Here is a 26,052-nt window from a genome sequence, read left to right on the forward strand (position 1 = left end):
TGAATGACACTGATAATAAACGAGAAAACTTTCAAAATATTTGAAATAAAGTTAGAAATTTTCTTCAATATGATGAAATGATTGATCCAAGTGTTTTTAATAACTATATTAAAAACACTTATATTTATGATATTTTTGAAAATAAATGTTTAATTATTGTTGATTCACTATTTGCAAAAGAAATTTTAACTAAAAATATAACATTTAAAGTTAAAGAAATTTTGGAAAGAATTATTCAACAAAATCTTCAAATTGAATTTTTAGAACTTAATGAAGCAAAGAAGCAAAAAATATATGTAGAAAAAGATTTTGTTGAATTTAATAAATTGCAACAAATTAAAAAACAATTTCAATTTAATAACTTTGTTAAAGGTGAATCAAATAACGATGCTTATCAAGCAGCATTTTCAATTACCATAGAACTTGGTAGGTATTGAAATCCCTTATTTATCTATGGTAATTCTGGATTAGGAAAAACACATTTACTTCATGCTATTGAAAATGAAATACTAACAAAATATAATAATCAAAAAAAAGTACTTTACTTATCTTCTGAAGAATTTGGTCGTATGGTACCAGAAATTATTAAACAAAATGTTAATGATATTGAAAAATTTAAAGATTCATTTAATCAATACGATGTTCTTCTCGTTGATGATATTCAATTTTTAGCTAATCGTAGTAAAACAAATGAAATATTTTTTCATATATTTAATAGTTTTGTTAACAAACAAAAACAAATTGTTATTACATCAGATAAACATCCTGATGATTTATATGGTTTTGAAGAAAGAAATGTTTCAAGATTTCAAAGTGGTTTAAGTGTTGGTATTGATTCACCAGATTTTGAAACTTCATTAATTATTTTAAAAGAAAAAATTAAGTCTTTAAATTATGATCCAAGCATTTTTACTGAAGAATCTTTAAGTTTTATTGCTTTAAATTTTAATAGTGATGTTAGAAAATTAGAAGGAGCATTAAATAGATTAATTTTTTACAGCATTTTATATATAAAGCCTAATCATTTAATAGTGCTTGAAGACGTTATGAAAGCTTTTAAAACATCAAATACTTCATTAAAAGAAAAACTAACTATTAAAAAAATTAAAACAATTGTATCTGAATATTATAATATTCCAATCAAATTATTGATTAGTACTTCTAGAGTTAAAACGATAACAATAGCACGCCATGTAGCAATGTATTTAATAAAAACACTTTTAAATGAATCATATACAAAAATTGGTTCTGAATTTGGAGGTAAAGATCATACAACAGTAATGAATGCTTATAACAAAATTAAAAAAAATATTGAAACTAATTATGAATTTAAAAAAAATATTGAAAGATTATCACGTGAATGTTTAAAACACAATTAATCCACTATTTTAATCATAAATTATTAACTTATAAAATCCTGATTTTTTACTGATTTTATAAGTTAAAACTAGTTATTCACATTAATCCACATTGTAATATTATTAATAATTAAATAAATAATAGTAATTAATATATATAATATATAATTAATTATTAATGTTTAAAAATGGGAGATATTTATGAAAATCGAAATCAAAAGTTCTATATTATTCAAAATAATAAAAAAAATAATAAAAATAACAATTTCTAATAACAATTATGAAGAATTATCTTGTTTTTTATTAGAAGTTGAAAAAGAAAAAATAATTTTAACCGCATCTAATGGTAATTTATCATTAAAATATGAACTAAATAATAATGAAAAATATTTAAAAATATTAAATATTGGTTCAGTATTAATTAATACTAAAATTATTTATGATATTTTTAGTAAATTAGAAGATGAATGAATTTTATTTGAACTTAAAATTAATAACTTAATCATTAGTAATTTTAAAAATGATAATAATGATTTTATCTTCAAACTAAGTACGTTGACAATTGAAAAATTTCCAAAAATTAACTTTAATAAAAATATTAAAAATAAAGTATCTTTTAATAAAAGTTTGTTACAAAATATAAATGAACAAATTGCTTTTGCAACAAATACAAACAATAATAAACCAGCATTAAGTGGAATTAATTTTAAATTTAATGATCAAAAGTTATTTGTTACAGCAACTGATGGATATTGTTTAGCAAAAAAGTGATTTTCTTTTGAAGAAAAATTAGAATTTAGTAATAAAGAGTTTAATATTCCAGTTCATTTATTAAATGAAATTGATAAAATTACTAGTGATTTAAATTCAAATATAAATTTTTATTTTGAAAATGATTATAATTTAATTATTGAAATTGAAAATTTTTTATTTCAAACACGAATGATTGAAGGTACTTATCCAAATACGGATGATATTATTAAAAATATTATTGAAAAAGAAAAAAATATTATTGAAATTAATAACGTTAGAGAATTTTTAAAAATTATTGAATTATCAATAATTTTAGCAAAAAAAGATACTTCACCTATGATTCAATTTTGAATCAATGTGGAAAAAAATGATTTTAAAATTAATTGTTTATCTAATAATGATAGTATAGGTGAAGTAATTGAACAATTTAAAAAATTTCATATTGTGAAATCGAAAAGTTTAAAAGAAGAAATAAAAGTAGTTTTTAATTCAAAATTAATTATTAATGCTTTAAAATCTTTTAATAAATGTAAAAAAGTAAATTTGAAAATTTCTTGACCAAAAAATTATACAATTATTGATAGTGAAGAAGAAACTGGGTTATTACAACTAGTTTTACCAATTGGAGAAAAATAATATGATATAACTAAAATAGTTATTTTTAATTAATAAGCTAAGAAAAGGTAAAAAATAATGAAGAAGAAATTACAATTGTTAAGTATGTTTACTATTTTAATTTTTACTAATTTAAATATAATTGCTTGTAAAAATAAACAAGATAGTATTAGTGAATTTTATGTTTTAGGGGATAGTTTATCAGATACTGGTGCAGGAACATTTGCACAAAATCAATATTTAGAAAATAGTAATAGTAAATTTAAACATTTTCAATTAGATAAATCTTATTATAATAATTGTTGAAGTAATAATAAAGTAGCTTCACAATTAATTGCTGAAAAATTAAATATTAATTTTAAACCTGGGTGATTATTTAACATCAATGGTAAAACATTTCAAAGTTTGGGTAATAATTATGCTTATGGAGGAGAAGTTGCTGATAGCAGTGATAATAATTTAGATATTATTAAAACTTTTGATTTGTCTCATCAAACACAAATGTTGTTATTACAACATTCTTTACAAAAAAAAAAAAAAAAAGATGTTATTTGAATAGAAATGGGAGCTAATGATATTGGTAATTTAATGAATAAAACAGATCCTATTATTATTAACAGTAAGATTAATAATGTAATAAATGAAGAAAAAAAAGCAATAAAATTATTAATTAAAAATGGTGCAAATAAAATTATTATTAGTGATGTTCCTGACTTAACATTAACACCAAAAATTAAAAAGATATTACATAATAATCAACAAAAAATACAAATAGCACGTAAAACATGTATTGAATATCAAAAACAATGAAAAAAAATGATATTAGAAATAAAAATAATTTATAAAAATATTATTACACCTTTTTTTCTTTCAAGAGAATTAGCAACTGATATGAATAATTTTAAAAATAAAATTCCAGAGTGCTACAATTTGTAAAATGATGTCTAAAGAAACAAAATATTCTTATAAACCAGTTTTTAATTCTGGAGTTAATGAAAGTAATTTAAATAAATATTTTTATTTTGATGAGTTTCATCCAGGTATGTGATTTCATCAACAAATGGCAAATAGTATTATTAATTTAATAGAAAATTTTAAATAGTTTTTTTGTTAAATATTTTTAAAAAAGTAATTTATTATTTTTGAATAAAGATTTTTAAATTTTTCTTTTAAAAAAATTATGTTGTTTTAAATCAAAAAAAATGTATAATTTATACATAAAATGTAAAATAATATGCTTATTTTAAAGAATAAAAAGTCTTTTTTTTGAATTTATTTTTGAAATTTTAAATATTTTCATTATTAAATTAATGAAAATATTTAATGATGAAAGAGAGTGAAAATAGTGAGCACAAGGACTCCAAATGATTATAATGCTAACTCAATTCAAGTTTTAGAAGGACTAGAAGCAGTTAGAAAACGACCTGGAATGTATATTGGTTCCACTGCAGAAAGAGGATTACATCACTTAGTTTGAGAAATAGTTGATAATGCTGTTGATGAAGTTATTGCCGGTTTTTGTACAAAAATTTCTGTAACTATTACTAAAAATAATGAAATATTAGTAAAAGATAATGGTCGAGGTATTCCTACTGATATACATCCAAAGACTAATATTTCAACAGTAGAAACGGTTTTTACTACATTACATGCTGGTGGAAAATTTGATAATGGTTCTTATAAAGTATCAGGTGGTTTGCATGGTGTTGGTGCTTCAGTAGTAAATGCTTTAAGTAAGTATTTGGAAGTTACTATTTACCGTGATGGTAATATTTTTTTTCAAAAATATATTGAAGGTGGTAAACCAGAATTACCATTGGCAGTTATTGGACAAAGTGATAAAAAAGGAACAACTGTTTTATTTAAACCTGATGAAAGTATTTTTACTGAAACTGTAAATTTTAGTTTTATAATAATTAAAACAAGGTTAAGACAACTTGCTTTTTTAAATAAAGGTTTAACTATTCAAGTTATTGATGAACGTGAAAATAAAGAAGAAACTTTTTGTTATGAAGGGGGCATTAAAGAATATGTTGCCTTTTTAAATAATAAATTTGAACCTTTAAAACATGAAATTATTTATGGAGAGTTTGAAATAAATGGTATAAACACAGAAATAGCTTTTCAATATAATGAAAGTGAAGAATCTCAAATATTTTCATTTTGTAATAATATTAATACACCTGAAGGTGGAACACATGAAGATGGTTTTCGTTTAGCATTAACAAGAGAATTGAATTCTTATGCGAAAAAAAATAATCTTTTAAAAAATAATGATGAAACATTTACTGGTGATGATGTTAAAGAAGGAATTTTAGCAATTATTTCAGTTCAACATCCTAATCCACAATATGAAGGGCAAACTAAAACAAAACTTGGTAATTCTGAAGTTAGAAAAATTGTTTCTAATGTAACTGGAAAAATAATTAATAAATTTTTATTGGAAAACCCTGCTGAAGCAAAAATTATTATTAACAAAGTTATTTTATCAGTAAGTGCACGTTTAGCATCTAAAAAAGCACGTGAGAATATTATGACTTCGAGAAAAAATCCTTTACAATTTTCTAATTTACCTGGTAAATTAGCAGATTGTTCTTCTAAAGATCCAACTAAAACAGAAGTTTTTCTTGTCGAAGGTGAGTCAGCTGGTGGAACTGCAAAGTTGGGAAGAAGTAGAGAAATTCAAGCAATTTTACCATTAAGAGGGAAAATAATTAATGTTGAAAAAGCACGACTTTTAAAAGTTTTTTCTGATGAAGAAATAAATAATCTTATTATTTCCTTTGGCTGTGGTGTTGGTAAAGAATTTAATATTACTAAATTACGTTATCATAAAATTATTATTATGACTGATGCTGATGTTGACGGTTCACATATTAAAACATTATTATTAACATTTTTTTATCGTTACATGCGTCCCTTAATTGATGCTGGTTATATATATATAGCTCAGCCTCCTTTATATAAATTTTATAGTGGTAAATTTGTTAAATATGCATATAATGATCAAGAATTGCAAGAAATTAAAGATAATTTTAATGGAACTAATTTTAACATTCAACGTTATAAAGGTTTAGGAGAAATGAATGCCACACAATTATGAGAAACAACTATGGATCCACAACATAGAATTTTATTACAAGTAAGTATTGATGATGCTTCAGAAGCAGATGAAACTTTTTCAATATTGATGGGGAAAGATGTATTTCCACGAAAAGAATTTATTCAAGAAAATGCTAAATATGTAAAAAACATTGATGCTTAAAAGTTAATAAAATAAAATTAGGAGTTTATATATGAGCGAAATAACTAAAAAAAATGAAACATTTATTTCTAATAAATATGTTCGTAATATATCTGATGAAATGAGAACTAGTTTTTTAGAATATTCAATGTCAGTTATTGTTTCAAGAGCTTTACCAGATGCAAGAGATGGATTGAAACCAGTACATCGTCGAATTTTATATTCTTTAGCAATTTTAGGTATGACATATGATAAACCTTATAAAAAAGCAGCACGTATTGTTGGAGAATGTATTGGAAAATTTCATCCTCATGGTGATATTGCAGTTTATGAAACAATGGTAAGAATGGCACAAGAATTTAATTATCGTTATCCTTTAGCTGATGGCCAAGGTAATTTTGGTTCAATTGATGGTGATAGTGCTGCTGCTATGAGATATACTGAAGTTAGAATGAGTAAAATGGCAGGAGAGTTGGTTAAAGATTTAAATAAAAATACAGTTGCTTTTGTTGAAAATTATGATGGTGCTGAAAAAGAGCCTAGTGTTTTACCAGCTTATTTTCCTAATTTATTAGTTAATGGAACAACAGGTATTGCTGTTGGAATGGCAACAAGTATTCCACCACATAACTTAAGAGAAATAGTTGATGCAATTATTTTTGTAGCTCACAATCCTGATTGTGATATTATGGAAATATTAGATATTGTTAAAGGACCTGACTTTCCTACAGGTGCAATGATTTTAGGCGTAAATTCATTTAAAAATGCTTATTTAAACGGAAGATCAACAATAACAGTTCGTAGTAAAACTAAAGTTGAAAAATTATCAAATGGTAAACCTGCAATTATTGTTGAAGAAATACCTTATCAAACTAATAAAACTAATTTAATAAATAATATAGTTAAAGCAGTTCAAGAAAAAAAAGTAAATTATATAACTGATTTGCGAGATGAATCTAATCGTGAAGGAATAAGATTAGTATTAGAAATTAAAAATATTGATTATGCTGAACTTATTTTAAATCAACTATATAAATTTACTTCATTACAAACAACATTCACAATAAATTTATTAGCATTACATAATAAACAACCTAAAGTAATGAATTTAAAAGAAATGATTGAAATTTATATTGAACATCAAATTGAAATTATTCTTAATAAGTCTAATTTTGAATTAAAAAAATATGAACATCAATATCATATTATTTTTGGTCTTGTTAAAGCATTACAAAATATTGATGAAATTATTAAAATAATTAAGGAATCAAAGAAAACAGAAGAAGCATTAACTAATTTACAGAATAAATTTGAATTTTCTGAAAAACAAGCTAAAGCTATTTTAGAAATGAAACTGCAACGTTTAACAGATTTAGAACAAGAAAAATTAAATAATGAATTATCATTTATTAATGAAGAAATTATTCGATTAAGAACTTTAATTAATGAATCTTCTAAGCAAATAGAATTAATGATTTCTCAGTTAACAACAATTAAAGAAAATTATGGTGATGATAGAAGAACTGAAATTATTGAAAATTATGAAGGTGAAATTATTGATGAAGCTTTAATTAAAGAAGAACAGGTGGTTATAACGCTTTCAAAAAGTGGTTATATTAAACGTTTACCTTTAGATACATATAGAACTCAACATCGTGGTGGTGTTGGTGTTAAAGGTGCTGGTGGCACTGATATTAATACTGATGATATTGATAAAGTTTTAATTACTTCAACCCATTCTGATTTGTTAATATTTAGTAATAAAGGAAAAGTTTATCGAATTCGTGCTCATAAGGTACCAAATTATTCAAGAACAGCTAAAGGAACACCAATTGTTAATTTAATAGCAACAGAAAAAAATGAGACTATTAAAACAATAATTGCTATATCAGAAGATTATGATATAAATGCTAATTTATTTTTTGTTACTAAAAAAGGAATTATTAAACGTTCAACTTTAGATCAATTTAAATCTATTTACCAAAATGGTAAGATAGCTATTAAATTGCGTTCAAATGATCAATTAGTAGATGTTCTGAAAACTACAGGTAATAATGAAATAATTATTGCTGTGGCTAATGGACGAGCAGTTAGAATCAATGAAAATCAAGTTAGAGTAATGTCAAGAATAGCCAGCGGAGTAAAAGGAATAGATACAAAAGGTACTCATGTAATTGGAATGTGTTCTAATCAAGATGGTGATTTAGTTGTCTCTATTAGTGACAAAGGTTATGGAAAAATATCACGATTTGAAGAATATCGTTTAGCAAATCGTGGTGGTAAGGGTGTAATTTCAATGAAATTAGCTCAAAAAACAGGACAATTAATTGGTATAAATTCAATAAATAACACTAATAATAGTAATGATTTATTAATTATGACTTTAAAAGGTACAGTTATTAGATTTTCTTTAGAAGATATAAGAACTACAAGTAGAAATACTATAGGTGTTAAATTAATTAGATTTAAAACAGAAGATGATGCAATTTCTTCAATTGTAACAATCCCAATCACTAAAGAAAAAACTATTTTTATTGATTAATTTAAGAGGTGCTAAAATGATTGATATAGAAAAAATACGTAATAATTTGGAAAAAACTATTAATAAAATAGAAACAAGGGGCCAAAGTTATAAAAATGAAATAAATAAAATTTTTAATTTAGATTTAGAAATAAGAACTTTAAAAACAAAAAATCAAAAATTAGAAGAAACAAGAAATAAGCAATCTAAACAAATTGGTGAATTATTAAAAAATAAAAAAAATGATCAAATAAAAAAAATTAAAGATGATATGATTATTTTAAAAGAAAAAATTATAAAAAATAATTTAAAAATTGTAGATTTAGAAGATAAAATATATGAATTACAGTTAGTAATTCCTAATATACCACATTTTTCAGTTCCACAAGGAAACGATGAAACTAATAATCAAGAAGTTAGAAAATGAGGGAAAATTATTAAAAAAAATAGTAAACCACACTGAGAAATTGCTGAAAAGTTAAATATAATTGATTTTTCAAAAGCAACTAAATTAAGTGGTACTAGATTTATTATGTATAAAAATAAAGGTGCTTTATTAGTTAGAGCATTAATGAATTTTATGATTGATTCTCATTTAAAAAATGGTTATTCTGAATTTTTACCACCATTAATTATTAATAAAGAAAACTTATTTGGTACAGGGCAACTTCCTAAATTTAAAGATGATTTATTTCAATTAAATAATGAACAGTATTTAATTCCAACAGCAGAAGTTCCTTTAACAAATATTTATCGTAATGAAATTATTAATTTTTCTGAATTACCAATAAAAATGTGTGCTTATACACCATGTTTTCGTTCAGAAGTGGGTTCTGCTGGTAGAGATACAAGAGGAATAATTAGATTACATCAATTTAATAAAGTAGAATTAGTTCAAATTGTTGATCCTGAAAAATCTTATGATGCCCTTGAAAAGTTAACTAAAAATGCTGAATTAATTTTACAAAAATTAGATATTCCTTATAGAGTTATTAATTTATGTAGTGGTGATATTGGTTTTAGTGCTGCTAAAACTTATGATTTAGAATTATGATTACCTTCTCAAATGTGTTATCGTGAGGTTTCTTCATGTAGTAATTGTGAAGATTTTCAAGCAAGAAGAATGGAAACTAGAGTTAGTCAAGATAATAAGAAAGTAGTTCCACATACACTAAATGGATCGGGATTAGCTATTGATCGAGTTGTTGCAGCAATTTTAGAAAATTTTTATGTTGAAGAAGATAATGTTGTAAATATACCTATTGTTTTACAACCTTATATGAATAATTTAAAAACTATTTAATTTATAATGTTTCACGTGAAACATTATAAATTAAAAAAAATGTATTTTTTTATAAAAAAATTGTTATAATTAATAATGCCACTGCAACAATTACATTCGAACCGGGTCAGGACCGAAAGGTAGCAGCCATAAGGATTAGGATTGTGTGCGGTGGTTTTATTTTGAAAAATAAAAAAGAGGTTTCTTTAAATGAAAAAACAAAATTATATGGAAATTGCCTTAAAGCTTGCTAAAAAAGCTGCTATTAATGGTGATGTTCCAATTGGTGCAATTATTGTTGATGAAAATGATAATATTATTGGTAGAGGATTTAACAAAAAGGAAAAAGACAAAGATCCAACTCAACATGCGGAAATTATTGCAATAAAAAAAGCATGTAAAAAAAATAATAATTGACGTTTATTAAATTGTACTATTTATACAACATTAGAACCATGTTTAATGTGTGTAGGGGCTTTGTTACAAACAAGAATAAAACATATTGTTTTTGCTTTAAAAGATAGTAAATTTGGATGCGTTGAATCACTCTATAATTTAACATTAGATAAAAGATTTAATCATCGTAGTGAATATACTTATTGTTTAAACTTAGATAGTAAAGAAATGTTACAAAGTTTTTTTGGAGAAATTCGTAATTTATAATAATTGTTTTTATAACACATTTTATAAAAAATTGTTAGGATAAATATAGGTGATTTAAATGAAACATAAATCTTTTTATAGAAAGTATCGACCAAATTCTTTTTCAGAAATAATTAGTCAGGATAATATTGTAAGAATATTAAAAAATTCTATTTTAAATAATAGTTTTAATCATGCTTATTTATTTTCAGGCTCAAAAGGTACAGGAAAAACATCAACGGCTAAAATATTTGCTAAAGCAATTAACTGTCAAAATAACATTGATGGAGATGCATGTAATACTTGTGAAAATTGTATAAACATTAGTTCAAATAATTGTATTGATATTTTAGAAATTGATGGTGCTTCCAATAATGGTGTTGATGAAATAAGAAGTATTAGAGATAATATTAACTTATTACCGATGAATTTTAAATATAAAGTTTATATTATTGATGAAGTTCATATGTTAACAACTTCTGCTTTTAACGCATTATTAAAAACCTTAGAAGAACCACCACAACATATTATTTTTATTTTAGCAACAACAGAACCATATAAAGTAATTCCAACTATAATTTCTCGTTGTTTATGATTTGAATTTAAAAAAATTAATGTAAATGAAACTAAAAAACATTTTATTGATGTTTTAACAAAAGAAAAAATTAATTTTGAGGTTGAAGCAGTAGAGGAATTAGCAATATTGAGCGAAGGTTCTTTACGTGATGGTTTAAATTATTTAGAAAAAACATTTAATTATGGTAATAATATAACACTTAAAAATGTTGAAAAAATATTTTCTGTTTTATCAACAAAAAATAAAATATTATTTTTAATTAATATATTTAATTGTAATATTGAGCAAATAATAAAACAATTAACATTATTTGATGAATATACTATTCAATATAAAAAAAATATTATTGATTTTATTTACATTCTTGAAGAAATATTAATTTATGCTATTACTAAAAAAACAGAATTACTTAAAATGATAAATATTCAACAAGTAAATATTTTTTCTGAAGTAGTAAAATCTGATTTACTTTTAATTTTGAATTCATTTAATGACATTTTAATTCAAGAAGATGTTGATGATTTAAAACCAACATTAATACTAAAAATATTAAATTTAATTAAAAATTTTGAGAATAAATATTCATTAAATTATTTAGAAAAAACAAAAATATCTATTATGAATATAGAAAATAAAAGTATAAATTTAAATAGTAAAGATGAAATAACAAAAATTTTAAAAAAAAGCGAAATAGATAAAAATAATGAAGAATTAACTTCAATTTTAGTAAAAGAAGAAAATACTAGTATTAAAGAAAAAGAAATTTTTGATGTACTAACTGTGAAAAATTTAAAAAATGATGAGATAATTGATAAAGCCATTAATTTAATTTTACAAGCTGATAAAAATATTAGAAAAGAAGTTAGTGAAAAGTGAAAAAATATTTCTAAATTTATTAATGATAATAAATTTAGAAACATAACTAAAGTTTATATAAATACTATTATTGCGGCAGCATCTACTAATGGCATTATTATTATTACCAAAAATATTATTCAATCTGATTTAATAAATCAAAGTTTTTTAAGTAAAGAACATAGAGAATTTTTAAATATTTTATTAGAAAATGAATACATGATTTATGCCCTTGATAAAAATCAATGACAGGAAACAAGAAAAAAATATCAAGAGTTACTAACAAAAAAAATATTACCAAAACCAATAGATATTGTAATATCAAAACCTGTAATTGAGTCATTTACCAATGTAGATAGAGATCCGACTTTAAATTTTATAAAAAAAATATTTACTGAAATTGAAGAAATATAAAAATATGAGGTGAAAAATATGGATATGAAAAGAATGTTAGCACAAGCACAAGCAATTCAAGGAAAGTTAACAAAATTTAAAAAAGAAGAATTTACTTTTTCTGATATTGATGGTTTAGTTAAAATTATTATAACAGGTGGACGTAAACTAGTTTCAATTAATATTGAAGGATTATTAAAAGAAGCAGAAAATGATTATTCAAGTATTAATGATATGTTACAAACAGAACTAAATAAAGCATTAAAACAAATAGATGAAAAAGAAAAAAATATTGCTGGCAAGTTTTAGAAAAGTTTAGTAATTTTAGCATAGAAAGAGGTAGAAAAATGTTATTTATTACCTTTGAAGGGCCAGAAGGTGCAGGTAAAACTACAGTTTTAAAAATGATTAAAGAACAATTAAAACAAGATGGTTTTGATGTTATTATTACGAGAGAACCAGGTGGTAGCGAAATTTCTGAACAAATAAGACAAGTTATTTTAAATAAAGAAAATACATTAATGGATCCATGAACAGAAGTTTTGCTTTATATTGCAGCTAGAAGACAACATTTAATTGAAAAAATTCTGCCAAATAAAAACAGTAATAAAATCATTATTTCTGATCGTTTTTCTGACTCAACTTTAGCATATCAGGGTTATGCTAGAAATTTAGATATTGATAAAATAAATCTTATTCAAAAACTTATTTTTGAAGATTATCAACCTGATTTGACAGTTTTATTTGATATTAAACCAGAAACAGGTTTACAACGAATTTTATTAAGAAAAGGTGAAAAATTGAATAGATTAGATGAAGAAACATTAGAATTTCATCAAAAAGTATATAATGGTTATAAAAAAATTGCTATTAGTAATCCAAATCGTGTTCATACAATAAATGCTAATTTATCAGAAAAAAAAGTTTTTAATAGTGTTTATGAACTAATCATAAATTTAGTTGAAGAAAAAGGTTTTAAAGAAAAAAAAATTAAAATTAGAGGATCTAATGAAGGAAAATAATGTAATTTTATTTGAAAATGAAGAATCAGAAAATTTTTCTATTTTTGCAATGGAAAATATTCCACAGGTAATTTTATTGTATTCGAAAAATAAAATATTAAATATAAATGTTAGTAATAAGTTAATAAAAAAAATTGTTTGTAAAAATAATAATCAATTAAAAAAATGTACTGAAGAAAATATATGTCAAAATTGTTTTAAAATTAAAACTAATAGTTATTTTGATTTTAAAAAATTTGATTTTAGTAAAAATAATATTATGAATAAAAATATTGTTTTAGAAATTATTAATGATTTTTCTAAAACTAATTTAGAAAAAGATGCTAATAAAATTTATTTAATAAATCAAATTGAATTTTCTTCAACTTCAGCTTCAAATGTTATGCTTAAAACTTTAGAAGAATTATCTAAAAATATTTATGTAATTTTTACTACCACTAATATTAATCAAATACTCCCTACTATTAAATCTCGTTGTCAATTGATAAATTGTTCAAAAGAAAATGATATATTTGTTAGTAACGATTATGATGATGAACAATTATTAATTTTAAAAATATTTTCAAATACTACTTTTTTGACAGATGAAAGCAGTAAACTTAAATTAAAAAAATATATTGAAATTATTAAACAATTTATTATTAATGATAATGATAAAAAAGTTAACAATCAACTTTTGAATAAAAAAATAATTAGTTTAAAAGAAGAAATTATTTACTTTTTTAGATTTTTTAATTTAGTAGTTTTTAATAAATTAACTTTTCTTTTATTTAAAAAGTATGATTTTAATAATTTTTTTATTGAAAGTTTAGTTAATTTATGAAAAAATAGTAATTTAAAAAACATAGCCTATATTTTAGAACAAATTTCATTTACAATTACTAAATTAAAATTTAATGTTAACTTAAATTTATTAATAAATTCTTTTCTTATTAAGGTAAGTGATAATTAAACTATGGAAAGTACAAAAAAAATTTTAATTTTAAATCAAGATGATAAAAAAATTAAACTTATTCAAAGAAAAGATATGTTTTGTGTTTCTTTGGATACTATTTTATTAAGTAATTTTATTAAAATAAAACCCAGTACTAAAACAATAATTGATTTTGGAACTAATAATGCTGTTATTCCAATAATTTTAGCGGCAAAATTTCAAGGAAAAGTAATTGGTATTGAAATTCAAGAACCAGCTGTTGAACTTGCTTTAGAAAATATAAAACTTAATAATTTAGAAAAAAGAATTGTCATTGTTCATGAAGACATAAAAATTTATGCTCAAAGAGAAAAAGAAAAAGTTGATTTAATTGTATGTAATCCACCTTTTTTTCCTTTATGAGATAAAAGCAAAGTAAAAGCACAACCTTTAAAAATTCCAGCAAGACATGAAGTATATATTAATTTAGAGGAGATTATTGCTAGCGCAAGTAAATTATTAAAAGACAAAGGGCGATTGGTTATGATAAATAGTGTAGAAAGAATAAATGAAACACTGCTTTTATTAAAAAAATATCAAATTACACCTAAAAAATTACAAATAGTTTATCCTAAAATTAATCAGGCTGCCAATGTTTTTTTAATTGAAGCAGGATTTTTAGCGAAAGAAGGAATGATTGTTTTTCCACCATTGATTTGTCATAATGAAAATAATACTTATATTGATGAAATAGCAAAGTGATATAAATAATCTTAATATAAGTGGTAAGGTTAGGTGTTTAAAATGAATATTAATTGATTAAATAAACTTAATAAAAAAATAACTTACTTATTAGCTGTATCAGGTGGTCCAGATAGTATGTTTTTATTAGATAATTTAGTACGTAATGAGTTTAAAATTATTGTTTGTCATGTTAATTATCATAAACGTTGAAGTAGTAATGTTGATGAGCAAATTGTTCGAGAATATTGTACAAATAATAAAATAACTTTAGAAGTAAAAAATATTAAAGAAGAGGAATACAATAAAAAACAAAATTTTCAAAGTCAAGCACGTGTACTTAGATATGATTTTTTTAATGAAATTGCTCAAAAATATCAAGTTTATAATCTTGTTGTAGCACATCATATTTACGATTTACTTGAAACATATATTATTCAAAAACAACGCAAGGCAATAGTTTCTTATTATGGATTAAAATTTAAAACAACATATAAATCTTTATCGGTTTATCGTCCAATGTTAGAATTAAAAAAAGAAGATATTATTGACTATTTAACTTTGTATCATATTAAATATGGATTTGATGAAACAAATGAATTAATTATTTATGAAAGAAATCGAATTAGACAACAACAAATTAATAAACTTACTGATTTTGATATTAATTTAATGTTAAGTGAAATTAAAGAATTAAATAGTGAACAAGAGTTACTGAAAGATGAACTTGAAGTAATTTATAATACCATTATTAATGATGATGTGCTTGCTATTAATGAATTTAAAAAATATGAATTTAAATTACAACAAATGATTATCTATGAATTTTTAAGCCAATATGATGAAGAATTAGTTTTATCTTTAAAAAAGGCTAAAATTAAAGAAATAGTTAGAGTTTTAACTAAATCTAGTAAACCAAATATTACTATTTGTATTTCTGAAAATACTTGAGTTATTAAAGAATATAATTTTGCATATATTAGTGAAAAAAATGAACCAAAACAATTTAGTTATAAAATTTCTAAAATAAATAATTATAATTTTAAGGAAATTACTATTTCTAAAACTGAACCAACAGGTGGTGAATTTCAAGCTTTATATATTAATAAATCAGATTTTCCATTAACAATTAGAACTAATAATGGTGAAGAAGAAATTGAAACACCATTTGGTACAAAAAAAATTAATCGTTTATTTATTGATAATAAAATTCCATATCGTGAACGTCTTATATGACCAGTAATCATAAATTCAAGCGGAAAAGTAGTGGCAATTCCAAAATTATCAGTAAATAAAAACAATATTAGTGAGAAACCTAATTTGTATGTGCTAAAATATTATGGTATTATTTAAAAAAATAAATTAGAAATTAAACGTAGGTGAAAAAATAATGCAAACGCGAATTAAAATTAATTGAATGATTGTTGCACTATTCGTTGCTTTTTTAGTATTTGTTGGAATTTTATTGTGATATTTTTTAAGAGGTAATGCTTTAACTTTAGATCAATTTCAATTAGAAACATTACTTAGAGATGGTAAACTCCCTGGCAATAGTAGTGACACTGTTAGTAAAATTGATGGAGTACAAGTTCAATTTTTTGATCATACTACTTATATTACAGGTTTTTTAGGAATTAATGGTAAGGTAAAACGATTTGAAGCGACAGTTTCTGGAACTGCTACAGGTGGTTTTTATCATGATGTTATTGAAAAATTATTCAGAAAAGATAAAGAGGGTAAAGGCTTTGATATTAACCCCACAATTATTAGTGAATTAGTTCCGTTTTGAAAAACATTTTTAATTAGTATGTTTCCAATATTAGTATTAGTTGGTGGTTCATTTTGATTATTTTCTAAAATGAATAAAATGGGTGCCGGTGGTGGCATGAGTCCTTTTTCAATGGGAAAAAGTCGTGCTAAGATTAGAACATCAGATACTAGATTTACTGATGTTGCTGGTATTAAAGAAGAAAAATTGGAATTAGAAGAAGTTGTTCATTTTTTAAAGTTTCCACAAAAATATGCACAAATGGGTGCAAGAGTGCCAAAAGGAGTTCTTCTTGTAGGACCACCTGGTACTGGTAAGACTTTATTAGCAAAAGCAGTTGCTGGTGAAGCAGGTGTTCCTTTCTTTTCAATTTCTGGTTCTGAATTTGAAGAAGTTTTTGTTGGAGTTGGAGCTTCAAGAATTAGAGAAATGTTTACTACTGCTAAAAAAAGTGCTCCTTGTATTATTTTTATTGATGAAATTGATGCAGTAGGAAGAAAACGTGCCTCAGCTTCAACTGCAACTAATGAACAAACTTTAAACCAATTATTAGTTGAAATGGATGGATTTGAAACTAACTTGGGAGTTATTATTATGGCTGCCACTAACCGTGCTGATGTACTTGATGAAGCGTTATTGCGTCCAGGTAGATTTGATCGTCAAATTTCTTTAAGTTGACCTGATATTAAAGAACGTGAAGCAATTTTACGATTACATGCTCGTAATAAAAATATTTCGCCAAAAGTTAATTTTCAAAGAATAGCAGAGAGAACGCCAGGATTTAGTGGTGCACAATTAGAAAATGTATTAAATGAAGCAACGTTGTTAGCTGTTCGTCATAATAAAACAGTTATTGGTTTAGTAGAAATTGATGAAGCTATTGATAGAGTTGTTGGTGGACCTGCTAAAACTTCAAGAGTAATTACTGATATGGATAAAAAAATAGTATCATATCACGAAGCTGGACATGCTCTTATTGGTTTAAAACTAGAATATGCTTCTAAAGTTCAAAAAGTTACAATAATACCACGTGGACAAGCAGGTGGATATACTATTATGACTCCTAAAGAAGATACTATGTTTTATTCAAAAGTACATTTAAGAGCAACTATTACTGGTTATTTAGGTGGTCGCGCTTCAGAAGAAATTATGTTTGGTAATGCAAATATTACTACTGGTGCTCATGATGATTTAGAAAAAGCAACAAATATTGCCAGAAAAATGATAACTGAATATGGAATGTCATCTGAATTAGGATTAGTTCAATTTGAAAGTCCACGTAATGAGTATTCACCTTTTGCAGCAAATAAGTTTTCTGATGATATTGCATCTAAAATTGATGGAGAAATTAAAAAATTATTAGATGTTTGTTATATTGAAGCAGTAGCAACAATTAAAAAACATAAAGATACATTAGAATTAATTGCTAAATCATTAATGACTTTAGAAACAATTACTGCTGAACAAATAGAATATATTGATAAATATAATAAATTACCAATTGAAGTAATAGAAATGCAAAAAGAAATGCAAAAAAATAGTAAAAATCCTTCCAAAGAGGATAATGAATCAAATGATAAAAAGGAAGATAATAATTCAGGGACTGATGATGATACAATATCAGTTGTTCCTAAGAAGAAATAATTAAATTATTATAATAAAAAACAAAACTTACTATTTTAATATTTTCAATAATGTGTAAGTTTTGTTTTATTTTCTTTTTTTATTTGGTAAATATAATATAAAAAGTAATAAGGAGAAAAACAATGTTAGAAAAACATGAATTAGTAGAAAAAATATTATTAAGTACTGATGTAATTAATAATAAAATTATTGAACTTGCAAAATCAGTTAATAGTTATTATAAAGATAATAAAGAGCCCATTATTTTAGTAGGGATATTAAGAGGATGTTTACCTTTTTTATCACAATTTATGTTAAATCTTAAAATTGATTGTTTGGTTGATTTTATGTATGTAGAGTCATATTTAGGGCAAACAAAGGCGGTAAATAAACCAAAAATAAGAATGGATGTTATTAATAATGTTAAGGGTCGTGATTTATTAATTGTTGAAGATATTATTGATTCAGGTAATTCGTTATTTAAAATTCGTGATCATTTGCAAGAACTTGGAGCAAAATCGGTAAAAATAATTACTCTATTAGATAAGAAATCTAAAAGAATTGCTAAAATTGAAGCTGATTGATATGGTTTTGAAGTTCCTGATCATTTTTTAGTGGGATATGGTCTTGATTACGATGAAAAATTGAGAAACTTACCTTATGTTGGTATTGCTGACCTTAATAAAATTGCAATTTTAGAAAAATGTAAAAAAAGTAGTTAAGTAAATAAGTTTAGAAGTTAATAATAATATTAAAATTTTTATTTTTTAATATAGTTCAAATATAATTAGCATTATTTTATTATGATAAAATTATACTATTAGCATTTTTTAAGTTGTATAAGAATATTGGAGTTATAATGAGCAATCTTTTTGTTAATGTTTTAAGAGGAATCAAGAAAAGATTATTACAATATTTAGGTATTATAATACTATTAGTTATTGTAATTTCTACTCTTTCTGCGCTTTATAGTACAGCATCAAGAGCTGAATCAGGTTTTTATACAGTATTAAACAATAGTGGTAAATATGACTATCGTATTAATTTACAATTATTAAATAATTATAAAGATACTGCTACTGCAACATCAAGAATCCAAGCAATTATCAAAAAACAATTTAAAGATTATGATTATCAACAAAAAGCAGAAATTTATAAACAGATAGATGAAATTAAAGAAAATAATCTTAGAAATAATAGTTTTCCTACCCTTCCTGCAGGAGTAGATATTAATAAAGATTTTGAAAATTATTTGTTAAACTGAGGATTAAGTTATCAAGGAATATTATTTAATGATATTTTAGAAAACGAAGTTAAAAATGATGAAATTTATAATTTGCAACATTATGAACTTGCTAAATCATTTTTTAAAACTTTTGATTATGAAAACGTTATTTCTCTTAAAAAAATTTATTATTCATTAGAAAATGGATTTTATACTTCAGAAAAAAGTGAAACTTTTGATTTTGCTCCAAAAAGAAATAATATTAATGAAGTTTATATTTCCGAAGGTATTAAACCTATTAATCCATTAGAAGTAGTGATCAATCCTGAATTTGCACGTATTAATAATATTAAAATAAATGATTATATAACAGTTATTGATAAAGTTGAAAAGTTAAAAGTTGTTGGTTTTGGCTATGCTTATTGGGGAATTACTGGTAGTCGTACTGCAACAAATCCTAATCCGACATCTGAAAATACAAGTCCTGTTTATATGTCAAATCAATGGTTTAATAATTTAATAAAAGATTCTATATTTAGAACTAATTTAAATAATATATTTTTATTAAAAGTTAACAATAACGATAGTTATTTTGTTAGTAAGTTAGAAGAACTTTTAATTAAAACTTTTAGTTTTAGTTTTGGTTCAAATATTAGCAGTGATAGTGAAGATATTCGTTCAGGGCAAATTTTAGAGAGTTTTAAAATGGAAAATATAATGTTTACAGCAATTACTCTTGTAGTATTATTAGTTATTATTTTTATCATTATGTCATATGTTAGAAAAGAAATTGATTTACAAAAACCACAGATAGGATTATTAAAAGCCCTTGGTTATAGTAATTTTCAAATTGCTATTAGTTTTGTAATTTTAATATTTTTGATAACATTCATTTCTAGTATTATTGGTTTAGGTATTGGTCTAGGATTACAAATATGATTTAATTCGTTAAATAACATTGGGTTTTTTATGCCATTACCAATACTATTTTTTAGTTGGATAGTATTTATTGTAAGTTTAATAATTATTCCTATTATTTTTATAGTAATTAGTTATATGCAATCGGAAACAAAATTACGCGTTAGTCCATTATTATTAATTTATGATAGACCAAGTAATTCAAGTTCTAAACTAATTTCAGTTTTAAAATACCCCTTTCGTTATTGACCATTTAAACAACGTTTAGCAATTGCTTTCACTCTAAAATCGGTTGGAAAACTATTTTTAGTATTTTTTACTTTTATTTTTGTTAGTTTTTTATTACTATTTCAAAGTTCAGCTACTGATTTATTTGATAATAAAATAAACAATTTATATGGATATTACAATAAAGATGTTAAATGAAATACATCAACTTCATCAATGTATACATATACTAATGATTCTAATTTAAGTATTGATAAGCAGGTTTTTGATTGAGTTTCAGAAAAAGATATTGGGAAAGATAAAGAAACCGGTACTAATAAATATCATCAATGAGTAGCTGATGATTTTCATATTGATAATGATAGTAAAGCTAAAAAAATTGAAAGTGTTATTATTAATAATAATTTTAAAGATTATTTTATGAATAGCGAAGAAATTAATATCCTTTATCAAAAAACTAAGACTAAATCTGATTGTGAAGATTTTATTAATCCAAAAAAGATACTACCTGAACCATTAATGGAAATTATTTGTCAAAATATTCATCAAATATTTAATTATATTTCAACAAATACAGGTATTAATCCAGAAATAAACCCGTTGCCTGGTATTAGTTTAGGTTTAAATATTTATAATAATAAGTATTATCCAACTATTGAAATAAATTTAAGACCTCCTAATGAATGAAAAGGACATAATCAAGGCCGCATGCTCGCAAAAAAAATTAAAGCAACAGGACTTTATAGTGATCCATATCAAGATTTAGTTTGAAAAAATTGATTTAACTTTAAAGAAGCAAAAAATCGTAATATTGATCCTATTTTTAATAATTCTCATAATTTACAAGCACAAAAAGTTACTTATACTGATAATCAAGGACAAAATATAACAACTACAGCTTATATTTTACCAGCAGTTATTTCAAAAACATTATCAATTTTAAATGATTATAAAATTGATGATCACTTTTTAATGTTAGCAAGTTGATATAATTATACAATTCCAGTAATTTATCAAGTTAAAGGAATTATTGAAAATAATTTAGACAATTCGAATGTTTATATTAATCTTGATGATTTACGAACATCTATTGGATTAATAAAACCTTCCCCGTCAGAAGATCCAAAACCAATATCAGATTCTTTTAATCATTGATTATCTAAAGAGAGCAATATTTTTCCATTAAATTATATAAATATTTTGCAACCATCTGCAGAATATACTAAAGAACAAATATTAGCAAAAAATTTAGAACCTATTAATAAAATACCTTTTATTAATGATTTAGTTAAAAGATTATTAGTTGAAATATTTGATGGAATTAGAACAATTATAAATATTACAAAAATTTTAACATTATTTGCTGTAGCTTTTGTATTGGTAATTATTGTTAATATAATTTTAGAAAATAATTTATTAATTATTGCAATGATGAAATCTTTGGGTTATCGTGTAAATGAAATTAACAGATTGATTATTGGCTCCTATATTATTGCTTTATTGGTTGCTCTTATTTTAGGTACTATTATTTCTTATGTTGTGTGAAATATTATTACTTTAATTATTGCAACTAAAGCAGGCGTTGTTTTTAATGTGGCTGCTAATCTAGTTACAATTTTATCTTGTTTTGGAATGGTATTTTTAATAATGGTTATTGGCTATGTTGTTGGGTTATATTTAATTAAATACAAACCAGTAACAGCTTTATTACAAGGAAGTTAAAATATTTTTTAAGCATTTCTATATAAATAAGATAAAGTAATTGATAAAATGAGTGTGTTATTTATAAAAGCATGGAATTAAAAAGGAGAAATGATTATGAAAAAAGATAATAAGGAAATTAAAAAAGATGATAAAGACATTGGAAGTAAACAAGTAACTAAAAATAAGTTAGAATCTAGTTTTACAAAGAAGTCAGTATCTAAAACCGAAGGTACAATACCACCAGTAACTCATAAATCTCATGATAAACCAGAATCAAAGGAAGAAATAGAAGCTAATAAAGCTAAATTGCAAGCTTTTAAAGATAATCAAAAAGCAATTAAAAAATTAACAAAAACTCATTCAAAAGAAATTTTAGCAGGTAAAATTATATCAATGACTAATAATACTCCTGATACTCAAACTAATGTTATTGAATTGTTTGATGTTAAAAAATCTTACTTAACTGGAGACTTAGAATATGAAGTATTAAAAGGAGTTAATTTAAAAATTAAATTAGGTGATTTTGTTGTTATCTTAGGACCATCGGGAAGTGGTAAGACAACATTATTAAATATTATTTCGGGATTGGATAAACCTAATACTGGTGATGTTTTTGTGGCCGGATACAATTTATCTTTATTAAAAGATAGTCATTTAACTAAATTTAGACGAGATAATGTTGGTTTTATTTTTCAACAATACAATTTATTAACTAACTTAACTGCTCGTGAAAATGCTGAAGTTGGTGAAAATCTTGCTAAAAATAAAAATAAAAATATGAGTATTGATGATATTTTTCAAGTTATTGAAATGGATGAACATATGAATAAGTTTCCAAGTCAATTATCAGGTGGACAACAACAAAGAGTATCGATTGGTAGAGCACTAGCAAAAAATCCGACAATTTTATTTTGTGATGAGCCAACAGGAGCACTTGATGAGGAAATGGGGCGTAAGGTGTTAGAGATTTTATTGGATGTTAATCGAAAATATAAAACATCAATTATTATGGTTACTCATAATCCTAACTTCCAATATGTTGCAAATACTGTTATTAACGTTAAAAATGGTAAAATTATTAGTGTAAAGAATAATGAAAAACCAATGAAACCAAGTGAAATAAATTGAAGTTAATATTATTAATTAAATAAACTAACAAATTGTTAATAGAAAAAATATCATAACAAAGGAGTAAAAATATGATATTTTTTGAAATCCCTAGATTAAAAATTAGACAGTGAAAAGATAGTGATTTAGATGAACTTGTTTTATTAAATTCTGATAAAGATGTCATGAAATATTTTCCTAGTACATTATCAAAAGATGATACAGAAAAATATTTTTCGAAAATTAAAAATAATTTAAATAATAATGGATTTGGTTTTTATGCTGTTGAATTTAAAAAAGACAATAAATTTATTGGTTTTATTGGCTTTAGCGAAGTTGATTTTATTGATGATTTTAGACCATGTATTGAAATTGGTTGGCGTTTTAAAAAAAAGTGTTTGAGGTCAAGGAATAGCAACAGAAACAGCTAAAGAATGTTTAAAATATGCAAAAAACAATTTAAAATTAACTGAAATTTATAGTTTTACTAGTATATTAAATATTAAATCAGAAAATGTAATGAAACGAATAGGTATGAAAAAAATAAAAGAATTTTATCATCCAAAAATAAATAAAAGTGATATTTTATCAAAACATGTTTTATACAAAATTAATATTTAGAAAGTAAAAAATGTTTAATAAATTATCTCTAATTTTTATAGATATCTATTAGTAGAAATATTTAAATTAAACTTTAATCCTTATTATAAATATAAGGGTTTTATTATAAAATTTAAAATTAATTGTTGACAGTAGAATTTGGTATTGAAAATTGATATCATTATGTATAAACCTAAACAATCTTATTTAATTTAATTTTTTTATTTTAAATACTTATTTTAAATACAAAGGATGAAAACAATGAAAGAAACTAAACTTGAAATTAATGGACGTATTTTGACAGAGCAAGAAGCATTAAGATATCAAAAAATACAAGATTTATATAAGCAAAATTATGATATTTATGGGCGTAATTGAGAAAGAAATTATAATTGTGAAACTTTAAATAGCGAATTTAGAAATAAAAATAAAGAAGAGTTAGCAAAATTTGTTGCTAATTTACCTAATGATCAAATTAAAATGGCAGGTAGATTAATGACAAAAAGAGAAATGGGAAAGGGTTCAATCTTTGCTCATTTGCAAGATCAAACAGGTAAATTTCAAATTTATTTAAAACCAGAATATGTTAATCAAAAAAAATTTGAATGATTTGCAGAATATGCAGATTTAGGCGATTTTTTTGGTATTAAAGGTAAGGTTATGAAAACCAATAAAGGAGAACTAACAGTTCAAGTCTATGATATTGTAATGTTATCAAAAGCACTTAGACCTTTACCAGATAAATTTCATGGTTTAACAGATATTGAAGAACGTTATCGACGAAGATATGTAGATTTAATTATGAATCAAGAAACTAAAAAAACATTTTTACAACGTACACAAATTATTAATGAATTAAGAAGTTTTTTAAATAATAAAGGTTATTTAGAAGTTGAAACACCTATTTTACAAGAAGTATATGGTGGTGCTGCCGCTAAACCTTTTATTACTCATCATAATACATTAAAAACCGATTTATATTTACGAATTGCTACTGAATTACATTTAAAAAGATTAATAGTTGGTGGTTTTGAAAAAGTTTATGAAATTGGTAGATTATTTCGTAATGAAGGTATGAGTAAAAAACATAATCCAGAATTTACAACTATTGAAATTTATGTTGCCTATCAAGATATGAAATATATGATGGATTTAACAGAGTCTTGTATAAAACATTTAATTAATATAGTGCATAATAAATTAACATTAGAATATGATGAAAATATATTAAATTTTGAAAAGTCATGAAAAAAAATTAGTATGATTGATTCAATTAAAAAAGCTATGATCAAAGATGAAGAGTTTACTAAAATTTTCCAAGAAATTAGTGATATGATTTTAAAATATCATAATATTGAAGATGATAATATTAGAAATATTGAAAAAAATAAAACATTTAAACTTATATTAAAACTTGCAAAAAATTATAAACTTCATATTCCAGATCATTATAATAGTACTGGTCATATTATTAATTTATTTTTTGAATCTTTTGTTGAAGAAACTTTAATTCAACCTACTTTTATTTTTGATTATCCAATTGAAATTTCACCACTTGCTAAATTAAATAAAAATAGTAAAGAGTTTACTGATCGTTTTGAATTATTTATTGCTGGTAGAGAATATGCAAATGCTTATTCGGAACTAAATGATTCTTTGCAACAATATAATCGTTTTGAAGAGCAAGTGAAAGAAAAAAATAGTGGTAATGATGAAGCAGCAACTATGGATTTAGACTTTGTTGAAGCATTAGAGTATGGTATGCCACCAACAGGTGGATTGGGCATTGGTATTGATCGTTTGGTTATGTTAATAACTGGTCAAAATAGTATTAAAGATGTATTATTATTTCCACATATGAAACCCAGAACTGAAAAATAATTTTTGTGATAAATTTTTATTATATAAACATATAATAGTAATTTATCTTTTTTTAAAAAAAGATAAATTAATTAGTTATAAT

20 protein-coding genes and 1 other RNA gene are annotated in these 26,052 nt (G+C 23.3%); all 21 read left to right on the forward strand.

The window, feature by feature from the left end; all coding sequences use genetic code 4:
- Positions 1–1,559: 1,559 nt before the first annotated feature.
- Positions 1,560–2,747: a DNA polymerase III subunit beta gene (dnaN, locus tag AAHM89_RS00010; protein WP_252319050.1), complete on the forward strand. Its 1,188-nt coding sequence runs from the start codon at positions 1,560–1,562 to the stop codon at positions 2,745–2,747.
- Positions 2,748–2,804: 57 nt separating this feature from the next.
- The gene (locus AAHM89_RS00015) at positions 2,805–3,662 is read left to right on the forward strand and encodes an SGNH/GDSL hydrolase family protein (RefSeq protein WP_342266550.1); all 858 of its coding nucleotides are present in this window, start codon (positions 2,805–2,807) and stop codon (positions 3,660–3,662) included.
- Between the two features lies 1 nt (position 3,663).
- Positions 3,664–3,828: a hypothetical protein gene (locus tag AAHM89_RS00020; protein WP_342266551.1), complete on the forward strand. Its 165-nt coding sequence runs from the start codon at positions 3,664–3,666 to the stop codon at positions 3,826–3,828.
- Between the two features lie 240 nt (positions 3,829–4,068).
- Positions 4,069–5,991, forward strand: coding sequence for a DNA topoisomerase (ATP-hydrolyzing) subunit B (gene gyrB / locus AAHM89_RS00025; protein ID WP_422397960.1), 1,923 nt, complete (start codon positions 4,069–4,071; stop codon positions 5,989–5,991).
- 31 nt (positions 5,992–6,022) lie between these two features.
- Entirely contained in the window at positions 6,023–8,512 is a 2,490-nt protein-coding gene (gene gyrA / locus AAHM89_RS00030; protein WP_342266552.1) for a DNA gyrase subunit A, read from the forward strand.
- Positions 8,513–8,528: 16 nt separating this feature from the next.
- Entirely contained in the window at positions 8,529–9,794 is a 1,266-nt protein-coding gene (serS, locus tag AAHM89_RS00035) for a serine--tRNA ligase (RefSeq protein WP_342266553.1), read from the forward strand.
- Between the two features lie 70 nt (positions 9,795–9,864).
- An RNA gene (gene ffs / locus AAHM89_RS00040) (signal recognition particle sRNA small type) lies at positions 9,865–9,959 on the forward strand.
- Between the two features lie 24 nt (positions 9,960–9,983).
- On the forward strand, positions 9,984–10,436 hold the full coding sequence (locus AAHM89_RS00045; protein WP_342266554.1) for a nucleoside deaminase: 453 nt from the start codon (positions 9,984–9,986) through the stop codon (positions 10,434–10,436).
- A gap of 58 nt (positions 10,437–10,494) precedes the next feature.
- Complete coding sequence (gene dnaX, locus AAHM89_RS00050; protein ID WP_342266555.1) at positions 10,495–12,261, forward strand: DNA polymerase III subunit gamma/tau; 1,767 nt, start codon at positions 10,495–10,497, stop codon at positions 12,259–12,261.
- 18 nt (positions 12,262–12,279) lie between these two features.
- Positions 12,280–12,549 (forward strand): YbaB/EbfC family nucleoid-associated protein, encoded by a 270-nt coding sequence (locus AAHM89_RS00055; protein WP_210368440.1) that lies wholly within the window; start codon positions 12,280–12,282, stop codon positions 12,547–12,549.
- 38 nt (positions 12,550–12,587) lie between these two features.
- Entirely contained in the window at positions 12,588–13,262 is a 675-nt protein-coding gene (tmk, locus tag AAHM89_RS00060) for a dTMP kinase (protein ID WP_338961563.1), read from the forward strand.
- On the forward strand, positions 13,249–14,214 hold the full coding sequence (locus AAHM89_RS00065) for a hypothetical protein (protein WP_342266556.1): 966 nt from the start codon (positions 13,249–13,251) through the stop codon (positions 14,212–14,214). The genes tmk and AAHM89_RS00065 overlap by 14 nt, the downstream gene beginning before the upstream one ends.
- 3 nt (positions 14,215–14,217) lie before the next feature.
- The gene (locus AAHM89_RS00070) at positions 14,218–14,946 is read left to right on the forward strand and encodes a tRNA1(Val) (adenine(37)-N6)-methyltransferase (protein ID WP_342266557.1); all 729 of its coding nucleotides are present in this window, start codon (positions 14,218–14,220) and stop codon (positions 14,944–14,946) included.
- 33 nt (positions 14,947–14,979) lie between these two features.
- The gene (tilS, locus tag AAHM89_RS00075; protein WP_252319076.1) at positions 14,980–16,269 is read left to right on the forward strand and encodes a tRNA lysidine(34) synthetase TilS; all 1,290 of its coding nucleotides are present in this window, start codon (positions 14,980–14,982) and stop codon (positions 16,267–16,269) included.
- 37 nt (positions 16,270–16,306) lie between these two features.
- A complete protein-coding gene (ftsH, locus tag AAHM89_RS00080) occupies positions 16,307–18,328 on the forward strand; it encodes an ATP-dependent zinc metalloprotease FtsH (protein WP_338987941.1) in 2,022 nt (673 codons plus the stop codon).
- Positions 18,329–18,450: 122 nt separating this feature from the next.
- Positions 18,451–19,029 (forward strand): hypoxanthine phosphoribosyltransferase, encoded by a 579-nt coding sequence (gene hpt, locus AAHM89_RS00085; protein WP_338958485.1) that lies wholly within the window; start codon positions 18,451–18,453, stop codon positions 19,027–19,029.
- A gap of 137 nt (positions 19,030–19,166) precedes the next feature.
- Positions 19,167–22,400 carry an ABC transporter permease gene (locus AAHM89_RS00090; protein ID WP_342266558.1) on the forward strand — a complete coding sequence of 1,078 codons (3,234 nt, stop codon included), beginning with the start codon at positions 19,167–19,169 and terminating at the stop codon, positions 22,398–22,400.
- A 96-nt stretch (positions 22,401–22,496) separates the two neighbouring features.
- A complete protein-coding gene (locus AAHM89_RS00095; protein WP_342266559.1) occupies positions 22,497–23,516 on the forward strand; it encodes an ABC transporter ATP-binding protein in 1,020 nt (339 codons plus the stop codon).
- A gap of 65 nt (positions 23,517–23,581) precedes the next feature.
- Complete coding sequence (locus tag AAHM89_RS00100; RefSeq protein ID WP_342266560.1) at positions 23,582–23,920, forward strand: GNAT family N-acetyltransferase; 339 nt, start codon at positions 23,582–23,584, stop codon at positions 23,918–23,920.
- On the forward strand, positions 23,838–24,110 hold the full coding sequence (locus tag AAHM89_RS12750) for a GNAT family N-acetyltransferase (RefSeq protein WP_425289654.1): 273 nt from the start codon (positions 23,838–23,840) through the stop codon (positions 24,108–24,110). The genes AAHM89_RS00100 and AAHM89_RS12750 overlap by 83 nt, the downstream gene beginning before the upstream one ends.
- A gap of 240 nt (positions 24,111–24,350) precedes the next feature.
- Positions 24,351–25,970: a lysine--tRNA ligase gene (locus tag AAHM89_RS00105; RefSeq protein ID WP_339039223.1), complete on the forward strand. Its 1,620-nt coding sequence runs from the start codon at positions 24,351–24,353 to the stop codon at positions 25,968–25,970.
- The last annotated feature ends 82 nt before the right edge of the window (positions 25,971–26,052 follow it).

Source organism: Spiroplasma endosymbiont of Villa modesta, assembly GCF_964030925.1.
Taxonomy (GTDB): Bacteria; Bacillota_I; Bacilli_A; order Mycoplasmatales; family VBWQ01; genus Spiroplasma_E.